The sequence below is a fragment of the Mycobacterium sp. NGS27 genome, assembly GCF_059813005.1.
The window spans coordinates 45,092-57,964 of the sequence record NZ_JCALDT010000004.1 but is presented as its reverse complement, the minus strand read 5'-3'; the positions used below and the strand labels follow the sequence as shown (position 1 = coordinate 57,964).

14 protein-coding genes are annotated in these 12,873 nt (G+C 67.3%); 7 read left to right on the top strand and 7 right to left on the bottom strand.

What is annotated here, in order from left to right:
* Nucleotides 1-120: 120 nt before the first annotated feature.
* Nucleotides 121-285 carry a hypothetical protein gene (locus AC5Y30_RS11710; protein ID WP_499918322.1) on the top strand — a complete coding sequence of 55 codons (165 nt, stop codon included), beginning with the start codon at nucleotides 121-123 and terminating at the stop codon, nucleotides 283-285.
* Here the strand turns inward: AC5Y30_RS11710 and AC5Y30_RS11705 are convergent.
* A complete protein-coding gene (locus AC5Y30_RS11705; RefSeq protein ID WP_499918321.1) occupies nucleotides 282-1,106 on the bottom strand; it encodes an adenylate/guanylate cyclase domain-containing protein in 825 nt (274 codons plus the stop codon). The genes AC5Y30_RS11710 and AC5Y30_RS11705 overlap by 4 nt on opposite strands.
* 130 nt (nucleotides 1,107-1,236) lie before the next feature.
* Between AC5Y30_RS11705 and AC5Y30_RS11700 the strand changes: the two genes are divergently transcribed.
* The gene (locus AC5Y30_RS11700) at nucleotides 1,237-2,646 is read left to right on the top strand and encodes a glucose-6-phosphate dehydrogenase (protein ID WP_499918320.1); all 1,410 of its coding nucleotides are present in this window, start codon (nucleotides 1,237-1,239) and stop codon (nucleotides 2,644-2,646) included.
* A 13-nt stretch (nucleotides 2,647-2,659) separates the two neighbouring features.
* Nucleotides 2,660-3,682, top strand: coding sequence for a phosphogluconate dehydrogenase (NAD(+)-dependent, decarboxylating) (gene gnd, locus AC5Y30_RS11695; RefSeq protein ID WP_499918319.1), 1,023 nt, complete (start codon nucleotides 2,660-2,662; stop codon nucleotides 3,680-3,682).
* A gap of 154 nt (nucleotides 3,683-3,836) precedes the next feature.
* On the opposite strand, the gene AC5Y30_RS11690 is transcribed toward gnd, so the two are convergent.
* Nucleotides 3,837-4,700, bottom strand: a complete 864-nt coding sequence (locus tag AC5Y30_RS11690; RefSeq protein WP_499918318.1) for an alpha/beta fold hydrolase — start codon at nucleotides 4,698-4,700, stop codon at nucleotides 3,837-3,839.
* Between the two features lie 122 nt (nucleotides 4,701-4,822).
* Between AC5Y30_RS11690 and AC5Y30_RS11685 the strand changes: the two genes are divergently transcribed.
* From AC5Y30_RS11685 to AC5Y30_RS11675, 3 genes are all read left to right on the top strand, one after another.
* On the top strand, nucleotides 4,823-5,299 hold the full coding sequence (locus tag AC5Y30_RS11685) for a VOC family protein (protein ID WP_499918317.1): 477 nt from the start codon (nucleotides 4,823-4,825) through the stop codon (nucleotides 5,297-5,299).
* A 108-nt stretch (nucleotides 5,300-5,407) separates the two neighbouring features.
* Nucleotides 5,408-6,316 (top strand): alpha/beta fold hydrolase, encoded by a 909-nt coding sequence (locus AC5Y30_RS11680; protein ID WP_499918316.1) that lies wholly within the window; start codon nucleotides 5,408-5,410, stop codon nucleotides 6,314-6,316.
* A 25-nt stretch (nucleotides 6,317-6,341) separates the two neighbouring features.
* Complete coding sequence (locus AC5Y30_RS11675; RefSeq protein ID WP_499918315.1) at nucleotides 6,342-7,568, top strand: WS/DGAT domain-containing protein; 1,227 nt, start codon at nucleotides 6,342-6,344, stop codon at nucleotides 7,566-7,568.
* Here AC5Y30_RS11675 and AC5Y30_RS11670 read toward each other — a convergent pair whose 3' ends face one another.
* The 3 genes from AC5Y30_RS11670 to AC5Y30_RS11660 all read right to left on the bottom strand — a co-directional run bounded on the left by AC5Y30_RS11670 (nucleotide 7,569) and on the right by AC5Y30_RS11660 (nucleotide 10,496).
* Nucleotides 7,569-8,183, bottom strand: coding sequence for a MarR family transcriptional regulator (locus AC5Y30_RS11670; RefSeq protein ID WP_499918314.1), 615 nt, complete (start codon nucleotides 8,181-8,183; stop codon nucleotides 7,569-7,571).
* Nucleotides 8,180-9,817, bottom strand: a complete 1,638-nt coding sequence (locus AC5Y30_RS11665; RefSeq protein ID WP_499918313.1) for a pyruvate, phosphate dikinase — start codon at nucleotides 9,815-9,817, stop codon at nucleotides 8,180-8,182. The genes AC5Y30_RS11670 and AC5Y30_RS11665 overlap by 4 nt, the downstream gene beginning before the upstream one ends.
* Nucleotides 9,818-9,881: 64 nt before the next feature.
* On the bottom strand, nucleotides 9,882-10,496 hold the full coding sequence (locus tag AC5Y30_RS11660) for an NADPH-dependent F420 reductase (RefSeq protein ID WP_499918312.1): 615 nt from the start codon (nucleotides 10,494-10,496) through the stop codon (nucleotides 9,882-9,884).
* Between the two features lie 68 nt (nucleotides 10,497-10,564).
* Between AC5Y30_RS11660 and AC5Y30_RS11655 the strand changes: the two genes are divergently transcribed.
* On the top strand, nucleotides 10,565-11,074 hold the full coding sequence (locus AC5Y30_RS11655; protein WP_499918311.1) for a DoxX family protein: 510 nt from the start codon (nucleotides 10,565-10,567) through the stop codon (nucleotides 11,072-11,074).
* A 37-nt stretch (nucleotides 11,075-11,111) separates the two neighbouring features.
* Here AC5Y30_RS11655 and AC5Y30_RS11650 read toward each other — a convergent pair whose 3' ends face one another.
* Together AC5Y30_RS11650 and AC5Y30_RS11645 are read right to left on the bottom strand one after the other, a co-directional pair.
* On the bottom strand, nucleotides 11,112-11,342 hold the full coding sequence (locus tag AC5Y30_RS11650) for a hypothetical protein (RefSeq protein ID WP_499918310.1): 231 nt from the start codon (nucleotides 11,340-11,342) through the stop codon (nucleotides 11,112-11,114).
* Between the two features lie 138 nt (nucleotides 11,343-11,480).
* Nucleotides 11,481-12,842, bottom strand: coding sequence for an HNH endonuclease signature motif containing protein (locus AC5Y30_RS11645; protein ID WP_499918309.1), 1,362 nt, complete (start codon nucleotides 12,840-12,842; stop codon nucleotides 11,481-11,483).
* Nucleotides 12,843-12,873 lie beyond the last annotated feature (31 nt).

Here is a 12,873-nt window from a genome sequence, read left to right as displayed (position 1 = left end):
CAATGTCGTCGCAATTGTGAGCCCGGCGGTACGAGCCGCTCAATGCGGCACCGTACGTTGCGGGCACACAAGTCAATCACAATTGGGGCATAACGACTCGGCGGCGCATAGCCTGGTGCGATGCGCAATGTGTGGAAGTGGGTGGGACTGGCCGGCGCGGCCGGCGTCGTCGCCGGGGGCGTGCTGGTGGTTCGCGACCAACGCAAACGACGTGCATACACCGCGGACGAGGTCCGGGACCGCCTGCATCAACGGTTGGCCGAATACAACGGGCAAGGCGCTTAGTCCGAGTCTGAATCGGCCGGGGCCTCGACGGCGAACAACCGGTAGGTGCCCGAGAATCCCTTCAGCTCCACATTGCGGCCGTCGTCGAACCGAATGCCGTCGGAATCGGAAAGCGCGTCTCGCACCGGCTGACTCACCAGAATCTGGCCGCCGACCGCTTGTGCCGCGACGCGGGCGGCCATTGCGACGTTGCGGCCGAACAGATCATCGCCGCGACGCACCGAACGGCCCATATGGATGCCGATCCGAACGCGAATCTCCTCGCGCCGCTTGCGGTTTGCCTCCCTGTGTAACGCGCGCTGCAGATCCATACCGCAGCGCACCGCTTGTTCGGCGCGAGCGAACGCGATCATGAATCCGTCGCCTTGACTCTTCACCACGTGACCGGACCGCCGCTGCACCAGTTCAGAGACCAGCTTGTCGTGCGAGCTGATCAGCTTGACCCACGCGCGGTCGCCGATCCGCTCGTTGAGCTTGGTGGACTCCTCGATGTCGGAGAACAAGATCACCACCCGGCCGTCCGGGGTGACGCGGGCGAGGTCGGGTCGCTCGACTTCGGCCCAGTCCGCCAGGTCTTCGATGCTGCTGCGCACCGCCGCGCCGAAACCTTCCTTGCGCATCAGGTTGGCGGTATTCCAGACCCTCTTGACGGCCTCGCGACCGCCCGACAGCAGCTGGGTGCGGGCATCGATTCGCTGTCGCATCTCGTCGAGCTCCTGCTGGCTACGCACCAGCAACCGCCACAGCACGATCAGCGCTACACCTTCGATCGCGGCAATTCCGGCCAGGATGTAGACCGTGAGGTGCAGCGGGTCAGCCATGCGGCCATCCTTTCAAGGCCGCGGGCCAGTCAGGTTGTCGGCCCTATTGGCAGTGTCTAGTGTGGACTCCGCCAGCCGCGGGTAGTGATCTCAAAGGAGCCGGATCAGGTGACTTTCGGGAGGAGCGGTTTTGGCCGAGGACGACAGTAAACCATCTGACCTGCTGGTGATCTTCGGAATCACCGGTGATCTGGCCCGCAAGATGACGTTCCGGGCGTTGTACCGGCTCGAGCGCCGCGACATGCTGAACCATCCGATCGTGGGCGTCGCCAGTGACGACATCACGATCGAGCAGCTGCAGGACAGGGCCCGCGACGCCGTCAAGGCATCGGGCGAGGCGTTCGACGAAGCCGTCTTCGACCGACTGGCGGAGCGGCTGTCTTACCTGCACGGCGACGTCACCGACGCCGGTCTCTACAAACAACTCGCCAAGAAGATCCCTGCGGACTCCCATCCGCTCTACTACCTCGAGATGCCGCCGGCCTTGTTTGCCCCCATCGTGGAGAATCTGGCCAAAGCCGACCTGCTGGAGCACGCCCGGGTGGCGGTCGAAAAGCCGTTCGGCCACGACCTGGACTCGGCGCGCGACCTCAACGAGCGGCTGCGCGCGGTGCTCGATGAAGACCAAATCCTGCGTGTGGACCACTTTTTGGGCAAGCAACCCGTCGAAGAGCTGCAATACCTGCGGTTCGCCAACCAAGGGCTCGCCAAGCTGTGGGACCGCGACAGCATCTCCGAAATCCACATCACCATGGCCGAGGACTTCGGCATCGAAGACCGCGGCAAGTTCTACGACGCGGTGGGCACACTGCGCGACGTCGTACAAAACCATTTGCTGCAGGTGCTTGCCCTGGTCGCCATGGAGCCCCCCGTCGGCGCGGGCGCCGACGACCTGAACGACAAGAAGGCCGAGGTTTTCCGTGCGATGCCGGCGCTGGATCCGGAGCGTTGCGTCCGGGGACAGTACCGTGGCTACACCGATGTCGCCGGTGTGGCAAAGGATTCCACCACCGAGACCTACATCGCGCTGCGAACCGAGATCGACAACTGGCGCTGGGCGGGGGTGCCGATCTTCCTGCGGGCCGGAAAGGCGTTGCCGGAGAAGGTGACCGAGGTCCGGATGTTCCTGCACCACGTCCCGGGATTTTCGTTCCTGCCCAACCGCCGGCCGCCCGAGTGCAACCAGATCGTGCTGCGCATCGACCCCGATCCCGGGATGCGCCTGCAGTTGTCGGCTCAGGTCGGCGATTCGTGGCACGACGTCCACCTGGATTCGTCGTTCGCCGAGGATCTCGGCGAACCGGTCCGGCCGTACGAGCGGTTGCTCTACGCCGCGTTCAACGGAGATCGCCAGTTGTTCGCCCGCGAAGATGCCATCGAGGAGACGTGGCGAATCGTGCAGCCCGTGCTGGACAAGCCGGGCCGCATCCACCATTACGACCAGGGCTCGTGGGGACCCGAAGCCGCACAGGCGCTGGTGCGCGGTCACCACAGCTGGCACGAGCCGTGGCTGCCGCGTAGCAAGCCCAACGAACAGTAAGGAGACACCCACGATGCAGCTTGGGATGATCGGCCTCGGCCGGATGGGCGCGAACATCGTCCGCCGCGTCGTCAAGGGCGGACACGAATGTGTGGTCTATGACCACAACCCCGACGCGGTCAAGGCGATGGCGGGGGAGGAGAGGACCACCGGGGTCGGCTCGCTGCAGGAGCTCGCCGAGAAGCTGACCGCGCCGCGGGTTGTCTGGGTGATGGTGCCGGCCGGCACCATCACGACGGGTGTCATCGAGGAACTGGCCAAGACGCTGGAGTCGGGTGACATCGTCATCGACGGCGGCAACTCCTATTACCGCGACGACATTCGCCACGCGAAAACGCTGTCGGAGAACGGCATTCACCTACTCGACTGCGGCACCAGCGGCGGCGTGTGGGGCCGCGAACGCGGCTACTGCCTGATGGTCGGCGGCGACGACGAGGCCTTCCTGCACGCCGAGCCGATCTTCAGCACGGTCGCACCGGGGGTCGACGCCGCGGCCCGCACGCCCGGACGCGATGGCGAGGTCGCCCGGTCGGAACAGGGCTATCTCCACTGCGGACCCTCCGGCGCCGGGCACTTTGTGAAGATGGTGCACAACGGCATCGAGTACGGCATGATGGCCTCGCTCGCGGAGGGGCTGAACATTCTGCGCAACGCCGACATCGGCAAGCAGGTGCAGGAAGGTGACGCGGAAACCGCTCCGCTGGAGCACCCCGAGTTCTATCAGTACGACTTCGACATTCCCGAGGTCGCCGAGGTGTGGCGGCGCGGCAGCGTCATCGGCTCTTGGTTGCTGGATCTCACGGCGATCGCGCTGCACGAATCCCCCGAACTCAAGGAGTTCTCCGGACGGGTCTCCGACTCCGGAGAGGGCCGGTGGACCGCCATCGCGGCGATCGACGAAGGCGTCCCCTCGCCGGTGCTGACGACCGCGCTGCAGTCCCGCTTCGCGTCGCGTTCACTGGACGACTTCGCCAACAAGGCGCTCTCGGCGATGCGCAAGCAGTTCGGCGGCCACGCCGAGAAGCCGGCGAACTAGCGGCGATCGCGAGCGCGGCGGCGCCGGGCGCTGGGGGTACCCCCGCGAAGCTGGGGGACGGGTCGCCGCCATCAGCTAGCGGCGATCGCGAGCGCGGCGGCGCCGGGCGCTGGGGGTACCCCCGCGAAGCTGGGGGACGGGTCGCCGCCATCAGCTAGCGCCGATTGACGAATGCGACCACCGCGTCGCTGAAGGCGTCGTTGTCGTCGCCGGCAGCGGTGTGCCCGGCATTGGAGAGCTCGACGAACTCGGCGCGGGGCACGGTGGCCAGGAAATGCCGAACGCCCTCGGGGCTCACCACGTCGGACAGCTTGCCGCGGATCAGCAAAACCGGGATGGTCAGGCTTTTGGCGGCCTGCTCGAAGCTCTCGGTGCGCAGTTCGGGATCGTCGCCGGGCTTGGTCATGAACGCGGGGTCCCAGTGCCAATACCAGCGGCCGTCGCGCAGGCGCAGATTCTTCTTCAGCCCCTCGGGGCTGCGCGGCTTGCTTCGGTAGGGCAGGTAGGCGGCGACGGCGTCGGCGGCTTGTTCCAGCGAGTCGAAGCCGTCGAGGCCGCTGAACATGAAGTCGCGGATGCGGGCGCTGCCGCCCTTTTCGAAACGGGGGACCACGTCGACGAGCACCAGCCGAGTCACCTTGGCCGGCCCGGCCCGGTGAGCGGCGAGGATACCGGTCAGCCCGCCCATGCTGGCTCCGATGATCGTCACCGGCCGGCCGATCGCGTCGAGCACCCGCATGACGTCGGACGTGAGCGTCTCGATTTCGTAGTCGGCGTCGGGAGAACGAGCGCTGTCTCCGTGCCCCCGCGAATCCAGCGCCACCACGTGCAGCCCCTCATCGGCCAGCTTCTGGCCGGTGTTCTTCCAGGAAAACCGGTTCTGGCCGCCCCCGTGCAACATCAGAATGCTCGGTCGCGCGGCGCCGTCGGAGCCACGGTTCCACTCGTCGGCGACCAGGGTGATCTTTCCCGCGCCGGCAAACTCCACCGTCTCGGGACCGCTGCTGACGGTATTCATGCGATCTGACGTTACATAGGCCGGTTAAGCACTGTTGCGCGGGTGGACGAGGCGGTGAGTTTTCGTCGGTGGCGGGGTCTATCAAGGCCAGAGACAAACGAGCCATCAAGGAGGCCACCGATATGCCATCGATCACCCCGTCGTTGTGGTTTGACGACAACCTGGAGGACGCCGCCAGGTTCTACACCTCGGTGTTCCCCAACTCCCACATCGAGGGCTTCAACCAGACCACCGACGCGGGACCGGGCGAACCCGGCCGGGTCCTGTCCGGCAGCTTCGTGCTGGACGGCGCCCGCTTCATCGGGATCAACGGCGGTCCGCACTTCCAGTTCAACGAAGCCGTGTCCTTCACGATCCACTGCAAGGACCAGGACGAGGTCGACTATTACTGGGACCGGCTGACCGACGGCGGCGAGGAATCGCAATGCGGCTGGCTCAAGGACCGCTTCGGAGTGAGCTGGCAGGTTGTCCCGGACCGGCTCTACGAACTGATCGGCGATCCCGATCGCACCCGGGCGGCGGCGGCCACCAACGCGATGTATGGCATGCGCAAGATCATCGTCGCCGAGCTGGAGCGAGCCGCCGCGCTGCAACGGTGAAAACCGCTCGCACAGTGTCGGTTTGACACCGTATCCACCAGGGTCGGTGCGTCGTGGGACCGCACAGGTTAGGTTGATCCCTGCGGAGACGTCGAGCAGGGAGTGGACATGGCTGAACCGGGCTGGATCGACGCGACCGGCTCTGCGGGGGGCCTCAAGGCCCTCACCTGGGGGCCGGAAGGCGCACCCATCGCGCTGTGCCTGCACGGCTTTCCCGACACGCCCTACGGTTGGCGCAAAATCGCCCCCCGGCTCGCCGAGGCGGGCTGGCGGGTGATCGCGCCGTTCATGCGCGGATACGCGCCGTCGTCGATCCCGGCCGACGGCAGCTATCAGGTAGGCGCGCTGATGGACGACGCCCTGCGCGTGCGCGAGGCGGCGGGCGGCACCGAGAACGACGTCATCATCGGCCACGACTGGGGCGCGATCGCCTGCACCGGCCTGGCCGCGATGCCCGACAGCCCGTTCACCAAGGCGGTGATCATGTCGGTCCCGCCGTCGGCGGCGTTTCGAAGGCGCAGTGGTGGCGCCGGCGAGCGCGGCCGGCTGGCCGCCCATCTCGCACGGCAGGTGTTTCGCAGCTGGTACATCATGTACTTCCAATTGCCTTGGCTACCTGAGCGTTCCGCATCCTGGGTGTTGCCGTTGCTGTGGCGGCGGTGGTCGCCCGGCTACCGCGCCGATGAGGATTTGCGTCACGTCGACGCCGCGATCGGGGCGCCGGAGAGTTGGCGTGCGGCGCTGGGACCCTACCGTGCCACCATTCGCAACACCCGGCCGTCGGCGCAGTACGCGCAACTGAACCAGTTGTGGACCGAAGAACCCGTGCTGCCGTGCCTGTACCTGCATGGCCGCGACGACGGTTGCATGACACCGGCTTTCGCGCGCTGGGCGGAAAAGGTGCTGCCCGCGGGCAGCGAGGTCGCCATCGTCGAACACGCCGGCCACTTCCTGCAGCTCCAACAACCCGACAAGGTCGCCGACCTGGTGCTCGGGTTCATCGGCTCACCCGGCTGACACCGTGGCTCGGGCCGGGCACCGGATGGCTGCCGTCGATGCGCAGTTCTACTGGATGTCGGCCAAGATTCCCAGCGATGAGTTCCTGCTCTATGGATTCGACGGTGAGCCAGCCGATTACGCGCGTGCCGTGAAGCACGTCTGCTTGCGCGCCAACGCCGAACCGGCGCTGACGATGCGGGTGCGGGACCGGGGCCCCGTGCGCTACCCGCAGTGGATAGCGATGGGCGTGACGCCCGAGCAGGTGGTGCGCCACGATCTCGCCGAGCCCGGCTGGGACGGCGTCCTGGCGGCTGTCTGCGGCCTGGCCGACGACCAGCTGGATGTTCGCCGGATGGCCTGGCGGCTGCACGTCTTCACCCCGGTTTGGGGCGTTCCAAGTACCAGCGGGCCGGGAACCGTCGCGGTGCTGCAGGTCGCGCACGCGCTGGCCGACGGCGCCCGCTCCGCGGCGATGGCGGCGTGGCTGTTCGGCCGGCCCGAGGCAGTTCCCGCGGTGCCCAGCCCGCGGCCGGGCTTTCTGCCCTGGCGTGCCGCCCAGGCGGCTCGCACCCATCGCCGGCTCGAGCGCGACATCCGCGCGGGCCTGTTGGTCGCCGGCGCCGGGTCGCGTCCGGTGCTGCCGACGAATGCGCGACCCGACGGCGCCCGGGCGATACGCACGTTGGTGCGACAGCGTTCGCAGCTGCCCGGCCCCACCGTCACCGTCGGCGTGCTCAGCGCGGTATCGCGGGCGCTGTCCACTTTGCTTGGTGGGCAATGCGATTCGCTGGGGGCCGAGGTGCCGATGGCCAAGCCCGGTAATCCGCCGGCCTACAACCACTTCGGCAATGTCGTGGTGGGGCTGTACCCCACGCTCGGACCGGAGGCGCGCGCCGAGCGGATCGCGGCCGACCTGGCCAACGGCCGGCTCCGCTTCCAGCACCCGGCCACCCGGGCCGCCGATCGCGCGTTCGCGGCGGTGCCGGCCGGGCTGCTGCGTTGGGGCATCGGGCAATTCGATGTGCAGGAGCGCGCGACGCAGGTGTCCGGCAACACCGTGGTGTCCAGCGTCAACCGGGGGGCGGCCGATCTGAGCTTCGGCGGTGCCCCGGTGGTGCTGACGTCGGGGTACCCGGCGCTGTCGCCGATGATGGGACTCACGCACGGCGTGCACGGCATCGGCGACACCATCGCGATCAGCGTGCACGCCTCCGCGTCGGCCGTGCCCGATATCGATGCCTACGTGGCGCTGCTCGGCGCAGCCCTGTAGCTAGTGGGCGTCGCCGGATCGGGCCGCTTCTTCGCGAGTCCGACCGGTGGCGACGATCAGCTCTTCGTGCAGCTCGAACCACACCGTGTGGTAGGAGTCGATCAACGGCCGCGTCAGCCACGTCGTCTCGCCCGCCCTCACTTTGTCCAGTGCCGCAGCCAGTTTCGTCGCATAGGTGCTCAGCCGCGGCAGTTGTGCGGCGGCAGCCGCGATGATCGGCATCGTGCGGGCGTGCACGTCGTCAAGGCGGGCCAGCACGGCGTCGTCGTAGTCGGCGTCGTCGTGGGCGTTGGGAACGCCGTCCGGTCCGCCCTTGAGCTGCCAATCGGTGACGAGGCGTTTGAAATCGGTGTTGACGACGCGAAAGTCGTCGTAGGCGGCGGCGATCGCGACCCGATCGATGTCCGCGCGCTCCTCGGTGAGCAACGCCGCGAGCCGGTCGTAGCCGCTACCGGTGATCCGCAACGTGGCGCCTTCGGTCAGCAGTCCCGCCGCGGTCAACCGCTCGATGACAGGGGCGACGTCGTCAAGGCGGGCGCCCAGCGTCGCGGCCAGGTCGGCAGGCGTCACCCGGCCCTTGAGCCGAACCGCCTGCAGCACAGATAGTTCGGTCACGACACGGGCCCCGGCGCCAGGCGCAGCGCGGTCAGCATCACGATCAAGGGCGTCGCCGAAACCACGTCGGCACGCCCGCTGTCCAGCATGGCGCGCACCGAGGCATCGGAGTTGTCATCCAATCGCACGTGCTCGCCCGCGGAGTGCGCGCGCAGCGGGCTGATCCGCCGTGCGATGTCGGCCAGCTCGCGCAGTTCCGGCGTATCGTCTTCGGACCACGCGGACAGGCGCAGATTGCCTTCGCGCACTTCGCCTTCGGCGCCGTCGACGGTGATGTCCTTACCGGCCAGCGCCGCGGCGACTCCCTGGCCGCAGCCCACCACCGCCACCCGGCCCAGTTCGCGACTGACCACCGCCGCATGGCTGGAGGCGCCGCCGACCTCGGTGACGATGCCCTGCGCGGCCAGCATGCCCGAGACGTCTTCGGGCCGCGTGTGGTCGCGCACCAGGATCACCCGCTCACCGCGGTCGACGGCGTCCAGCGCCTCATCGACATCGGTGTACGCCTTGCCCGAGGCCACCCCCGGGCAGGCGGGCAGGCCTTTTGCTAAAAGCGGTGCCGCCAAACGTATGTCGGGCTGCAGCGAGGGTTGCAGCAAGGCCTGGACGTGCGCCGGTGTCACCCGCCGCAACGTCTCCGCATCGTCGATGAGTCCCTCGCGTCGCAACTGCAGCGCCGTGCGCACCGCCGCCTGCGCCGAGAGCTCCGCCGCCCGCGTCTGCAGCAGCCACAGCGTGCCGTCCTCGACGGTGAACTCGATCTCCTGTATGTCGGAGTCCATCCGCTCCAAGGCGCGGGCGGCATCGACCAGTTCGGCGTAGACGGCCGGCTGCTCGTCGCGCAACGCAACGATCGGTTCGACGTCGACCGAGCCGGACACCACGTCGTCGCCCTGACCGCCGGGCAGCCACTCGCCGAACGGCTCATTGTCGCCGGTGATCGGATTGCGTGAAAAGAACGCTCCGGCACCCGAATTGGGACCGCGGTTGCCGAACACCATCGCCTGCACTATCACGCCGGTACCGTGTTGATCGTCGATTCCGTAGTGGGCGCGATAGGCGACCGCCCGCGGGGAATTCCACGAGGCGAACACCGCCTCGATGCCGGCGCGCAACTGCGCGTACGGATCCGACGGCACCGACTCGTGTTCTCCGGCGCCCACGATGCGCCGATACATTTTCAAGAACCGCCGGCGGGTGTCGTGCGCGAACGCCGCGCTACCGCCCGCCGCGAGCGCCTGCTCGACGGCGTCGTTGATGCCGAGGTCCAGGATGGTGTCCATCATGCCCGGCATGGATTGGGAGGCTCCCGAGCGCACACTGACCAATAGGGGGCGCGGGCCTTGCCCGAACGTGCGCGAGGTCTGTGCCTGTAGCCAGCGCATCCGGTCGAGCACGTCGTCCCAGATGGCGTCCATGGTCGCCGCGGGATCGGCGAGGTACCGCAGGCCCACCGCGGTGGTGATGCAGAACGCGGGCGGAACCGGCAGGTTGTGCCGGCGCATCGCGTCGATGCCGTGGCCCTTGTTGCCCAGCACCTGCCGCGGATGGCTCGATGTGCCGTCCAGCAACACCACGGAAGTCCCCTCGGGGATGCCATGCAAGGGGCCGCCGCCTCGCGCGCTACGAGTCACGGCGCACCCCCTCGTCCTGCGATCCGTATCGATGGGGCCGTCCCATCAGGCCTCGACGAGTATGTCAGGACTGTCCGCGCAGCAGTCCGAAGGCAAAGTTCGTACCGAACCCGCGACGTAGTGCGAGGTGGATCCAGAGCAGCCCGTAGGGCTCGAGCAGCCGCGCCGCCGTCAGGTCCCCGGCGTCGACGGTCTCGAAACCAAGCTCGGCGACCAACCCGGCGGTCACCGACTTCGCTTCCTCGTCGTCACCGCAGACAAACATCACCGGTGTGCCTGGCAATTGCGGACCGTCCATCATCGGGGCGCCGATCTGGTTCATCGCCTTGCAGACCCGGGCGCCGGGCGCCCACTTCGCGACCTCTTCCCCGCCCGAGGTGGTATGTCCGACCTCCAGCGCCGAGAAGTCGAGGGTCAGCGGATTGGTGCAATCGATGAGGATCTTGCCGGTCAGGTCACCACAACCCTGCACCGCCGCCCGCGTGCCCTGCCAGGGCGTGCACAAGACGATGACATCGGCGCCGGCCGCGGCGGACTCGTTGGTCTCGACGCCGTCGAGCAACGCGTATTTCGGGTCGTCGGGGCGGCGGACGCCGAAGGTGACCTGGTGGCCGCGATTGCGCCAGGCGGTACCCAACGCGCTGCCGACGTTGCCGGCCCCGATCATCGCGATCTTCATATCGGGCTCGATTCCCTCGGTGAACGTTGCTCGCGAATGCGAAGGGGCAATGATCTAAGTTTGCACCTATGACTCCCTACGACGTCGGGTTACTGATCCTGCGGCTGGTGTTGGGCGTGACATTGGCCGCGCATGGCTACAACAAGTTCTTCGGCGGTGGCCGCATCCCGGGCACCGCGCGCTGGTTCGAGAGCATCGGCATGAAGCCCGGCAAGTTCCACGCCACCGTTGCGGCGACCACGGAAATGGCCGCCGGCCTCGGCCTGGCCGCCGGGTTTCTGACGCCGATCCCAGCGGCGGGCTTCGTGTCGCTGATGCTGGTCGCGGCCTGGACGGTGCACCGCGCCAACGGCTTCTTCATCGTCAAGGAGGGCTGGGAATACAACCTGGTGCTGGCGGCCAGCGCCGTGGTCGTGGCCACGCTGGGCGCGGGCAAGTTCAGCCTGGATCACCTGGTCTTCGGCAAGAACTGGATGGACGGCTGGCACGGGCTCGCGATCTCGTTGGTGCTCGGCTTGGCCGGCGCCATCGGCCAGCTGCTGATCTTTTACCGCCCTCCGGCCAAGCAGGCCGGTTAGTGAGCGTCGTCGTCGCCCTCGCCCGACCCAACGGAATTCATCTCTCGTAAGAGCTGATTTCGGCGAACGATGAAATGTCCGAGGCTTCGGCCCGGTCCGGATGCTTCGCCATCACGGATTCCCGTTTCTCGTCCAGACGGCCAGGACTGTCATGCACCCCCCGCGGTATGACCTTGAGCAGCGCCGCAAGTGCCAAGAGGGCCCCGGCAGCCATGGCGGCGAAGGCGATCTCACACACGAATGCGTAGACGATGACTTCGGCATTCATGGCCCTAGACTTTAGGGATATTAATCTCTGAGTCGCCGATTCTTTTTTCTTCGCAACTCATTTGAAATGTTTTCTTGATGAATTGCTCCGGCTTCGACCCGCGCGGACCATTAAAAGTGGCGCAAGCAGGCCGGTTAGTTACGGGTCATCGTCGTTCTCGTCCGCCAATAGCTTTTCGGGGTGGTGGAAGGTGTTGACCCGGGGTTGGCCGCGGTCGAGGTGTGTGGGTGGGATCCATTCGGTGTCGCCGTTGGCGCGTTGTCGGGTGGTCCAGCCTTTCTCGAGCAGCCGGTGGTGGGGCCCGCAGGCCATCGCGAGTTGGTCGGTGTCGGTGCGGTAGGTGCTGGCCCAATCTTCGACGTGGTGGATCTCGCAGTAGTAGCCGGCGACGTCGCAGCCCGGGGCGGTGCACCCGCGGTTCTTGGCGTACAGGACGATGCGCTGTCCCGGCGACGCGAGGCGTCTGGTGTGGTACAGCGCCAGCGGCTTGCCCTTGTCGAAGATCGCCAGGTAGTGATGTGCGTGGCGGGCCAGGCGGATGACGTCGGACATCGGCAGGATGGTGCCGCCACCCGTCAAACCCTTTCCGGCCGCGGCTTCGAGCTCGGCAAGGGTGGTGGTCACGATGATGCTGGCCGGTAACCCGTTGTGCTGACCGAGGTTTCCACTGGCGAGGACGGCCCGTAGGGCGGCGTTGAGGCCGTCGTGGTTGCGCTGCCCGGTGCTGCGGGTGTCGCGGTGAATCGCATCTTCTGAGGGGGTGCCGTCGACGACGGGTGTGTCGTCGTCGGGGTTGCACATGCCGGGGGCGGCCAGCTTGGCCAGCACCGCCTCCCAGCTGGCGCGCGCCTCCGGCGTCAGCCATCCACTCAGGCGCGACATCCCGTCGGCCTGCTGATTGCCGAGCACCAGCCCGCGCACGCGCGCCCGGTCCTCGTCGGTGTAGGTGCCGTCGGGATGGAGGCAATCCATCAGGCGCCGGGCCAGTTTGGCGAACTGGTCGGGCCGGAACTCGGCGGCCTTGACCGCCAGGTGTTTCTCGGCGTGCACACAGGTCTCGAGGTCGACGGACTCGGGCAACTGGTGGAAGAACCGCCGGATCACCGACACGTGGTCGGCCCCGATCGCCCCGTCGCGCTGGGCGGCCGCGGTCGCGGGCAATACCGGCGCCAACGGCTCACCCGAAAGCGCCCGGTGCGGGCCCAGATCCGCCGCCTCGGCGATGCGCCGTGCGGCCTCGGCCCGGGTGATGTGCAGCCGATCGGCCAACGCCCAGGACAATTTGCCGCCCAACTCGGCCGGATCCGATTGCTCGGCTACCTGATTGATCAATTGGTGGCTGGGCGTTTGGAGTTTGCGAGTCTCGCATTCAAATATCTCTAACAGCGCTAAACGCTCCGGATTGGTCAGCCCGTCATACGAATGCCCCTGCAACAAAGACACCGCCGCGCGCAGCGTCCCGACGGCCTCCCAGATCCGCTCCCGCGTAGTCGAACCCATGTTCGAACAATACGTCGGTGCGCCGACAAAA

Coding starts and splice junctions, on each gene's coding strand:
- AC5Y30_RS11710 (WP_499918322.1), top strand. CDS start 121: ATGCGCAATGTGTGGAAGTGGGTGGGACTGGCCGGCGCGGCCGGCGTC.
- AC5Y30_RS11705 (WP_499918321.1), bottom strand. CDS start 1,106: ATGGCTGACCCGCTGCACCTCACGGTCTACATCCTGGCCGGAATTGCC.
- gnd (WP_499918319.1), top strand. CDS start 2,660: ATGCAGCTTGGGATGATCGGCCTCGGCCGGATGGGCGCGAACATCGTC.
- AC5Y30_RS11690 (WP_499918318.1), bottom strand. CDS start 4,700: ATGAATACCGTCAGCAGCGGTCCCGAGACGGTGGAGTTTGCCGGCGCG.
- AC5Y30_RS11685 (WP_499918317.1), top strand. CDS start 4,823: ATGCCATCGATCACCCCGTCGTTGTGGTTTGACGACAACCTGGAGGAC.
- AC5Y30_RS11680 (WP_499918316.1), top strand. CDS start 5,408: ATGGCTGAACCGGGCTGGATCGACGCGACCGGCTCTGCGGGGGGCCTC.
- AC5Y30_RS11675 (WP_499918315.1), top strand. CDS start 6,342: ATGGCTGCCGTCGATGCGCAGTTCTACTGGATGTCGGCCAAGATTCCC.
- AC5Y30_RS11660 (WP_499918312.1), bottom strand. CDS start 10,496: ATGAAGATCGCGATGATCGGGGCCGGCAACGTCGGCAGCGCGTTGGGT.
- AC5Y30_RS11655 (WP_499918311.1), top strand. CDS start 10,565: ATGACTCCCTACGACGTCGGGTTACTGATCCTGCGGCTGGTGTTGGGC.
- AC5Y30_RS11650 (WP_499918310.1), bottom strand. CDS start 11,342: ATGAATGCCGAAGTCATCGTCTACGCATTCGTGTGTGAGATCGCCTTC.
- AC5Y30_RS11645 (WP_499918309.1), bottom strand. CDS start 12,842: ATGGGTTCGACTACGCGGGAGCGGATCTGGGAGGCCGTCGGGACGCTG.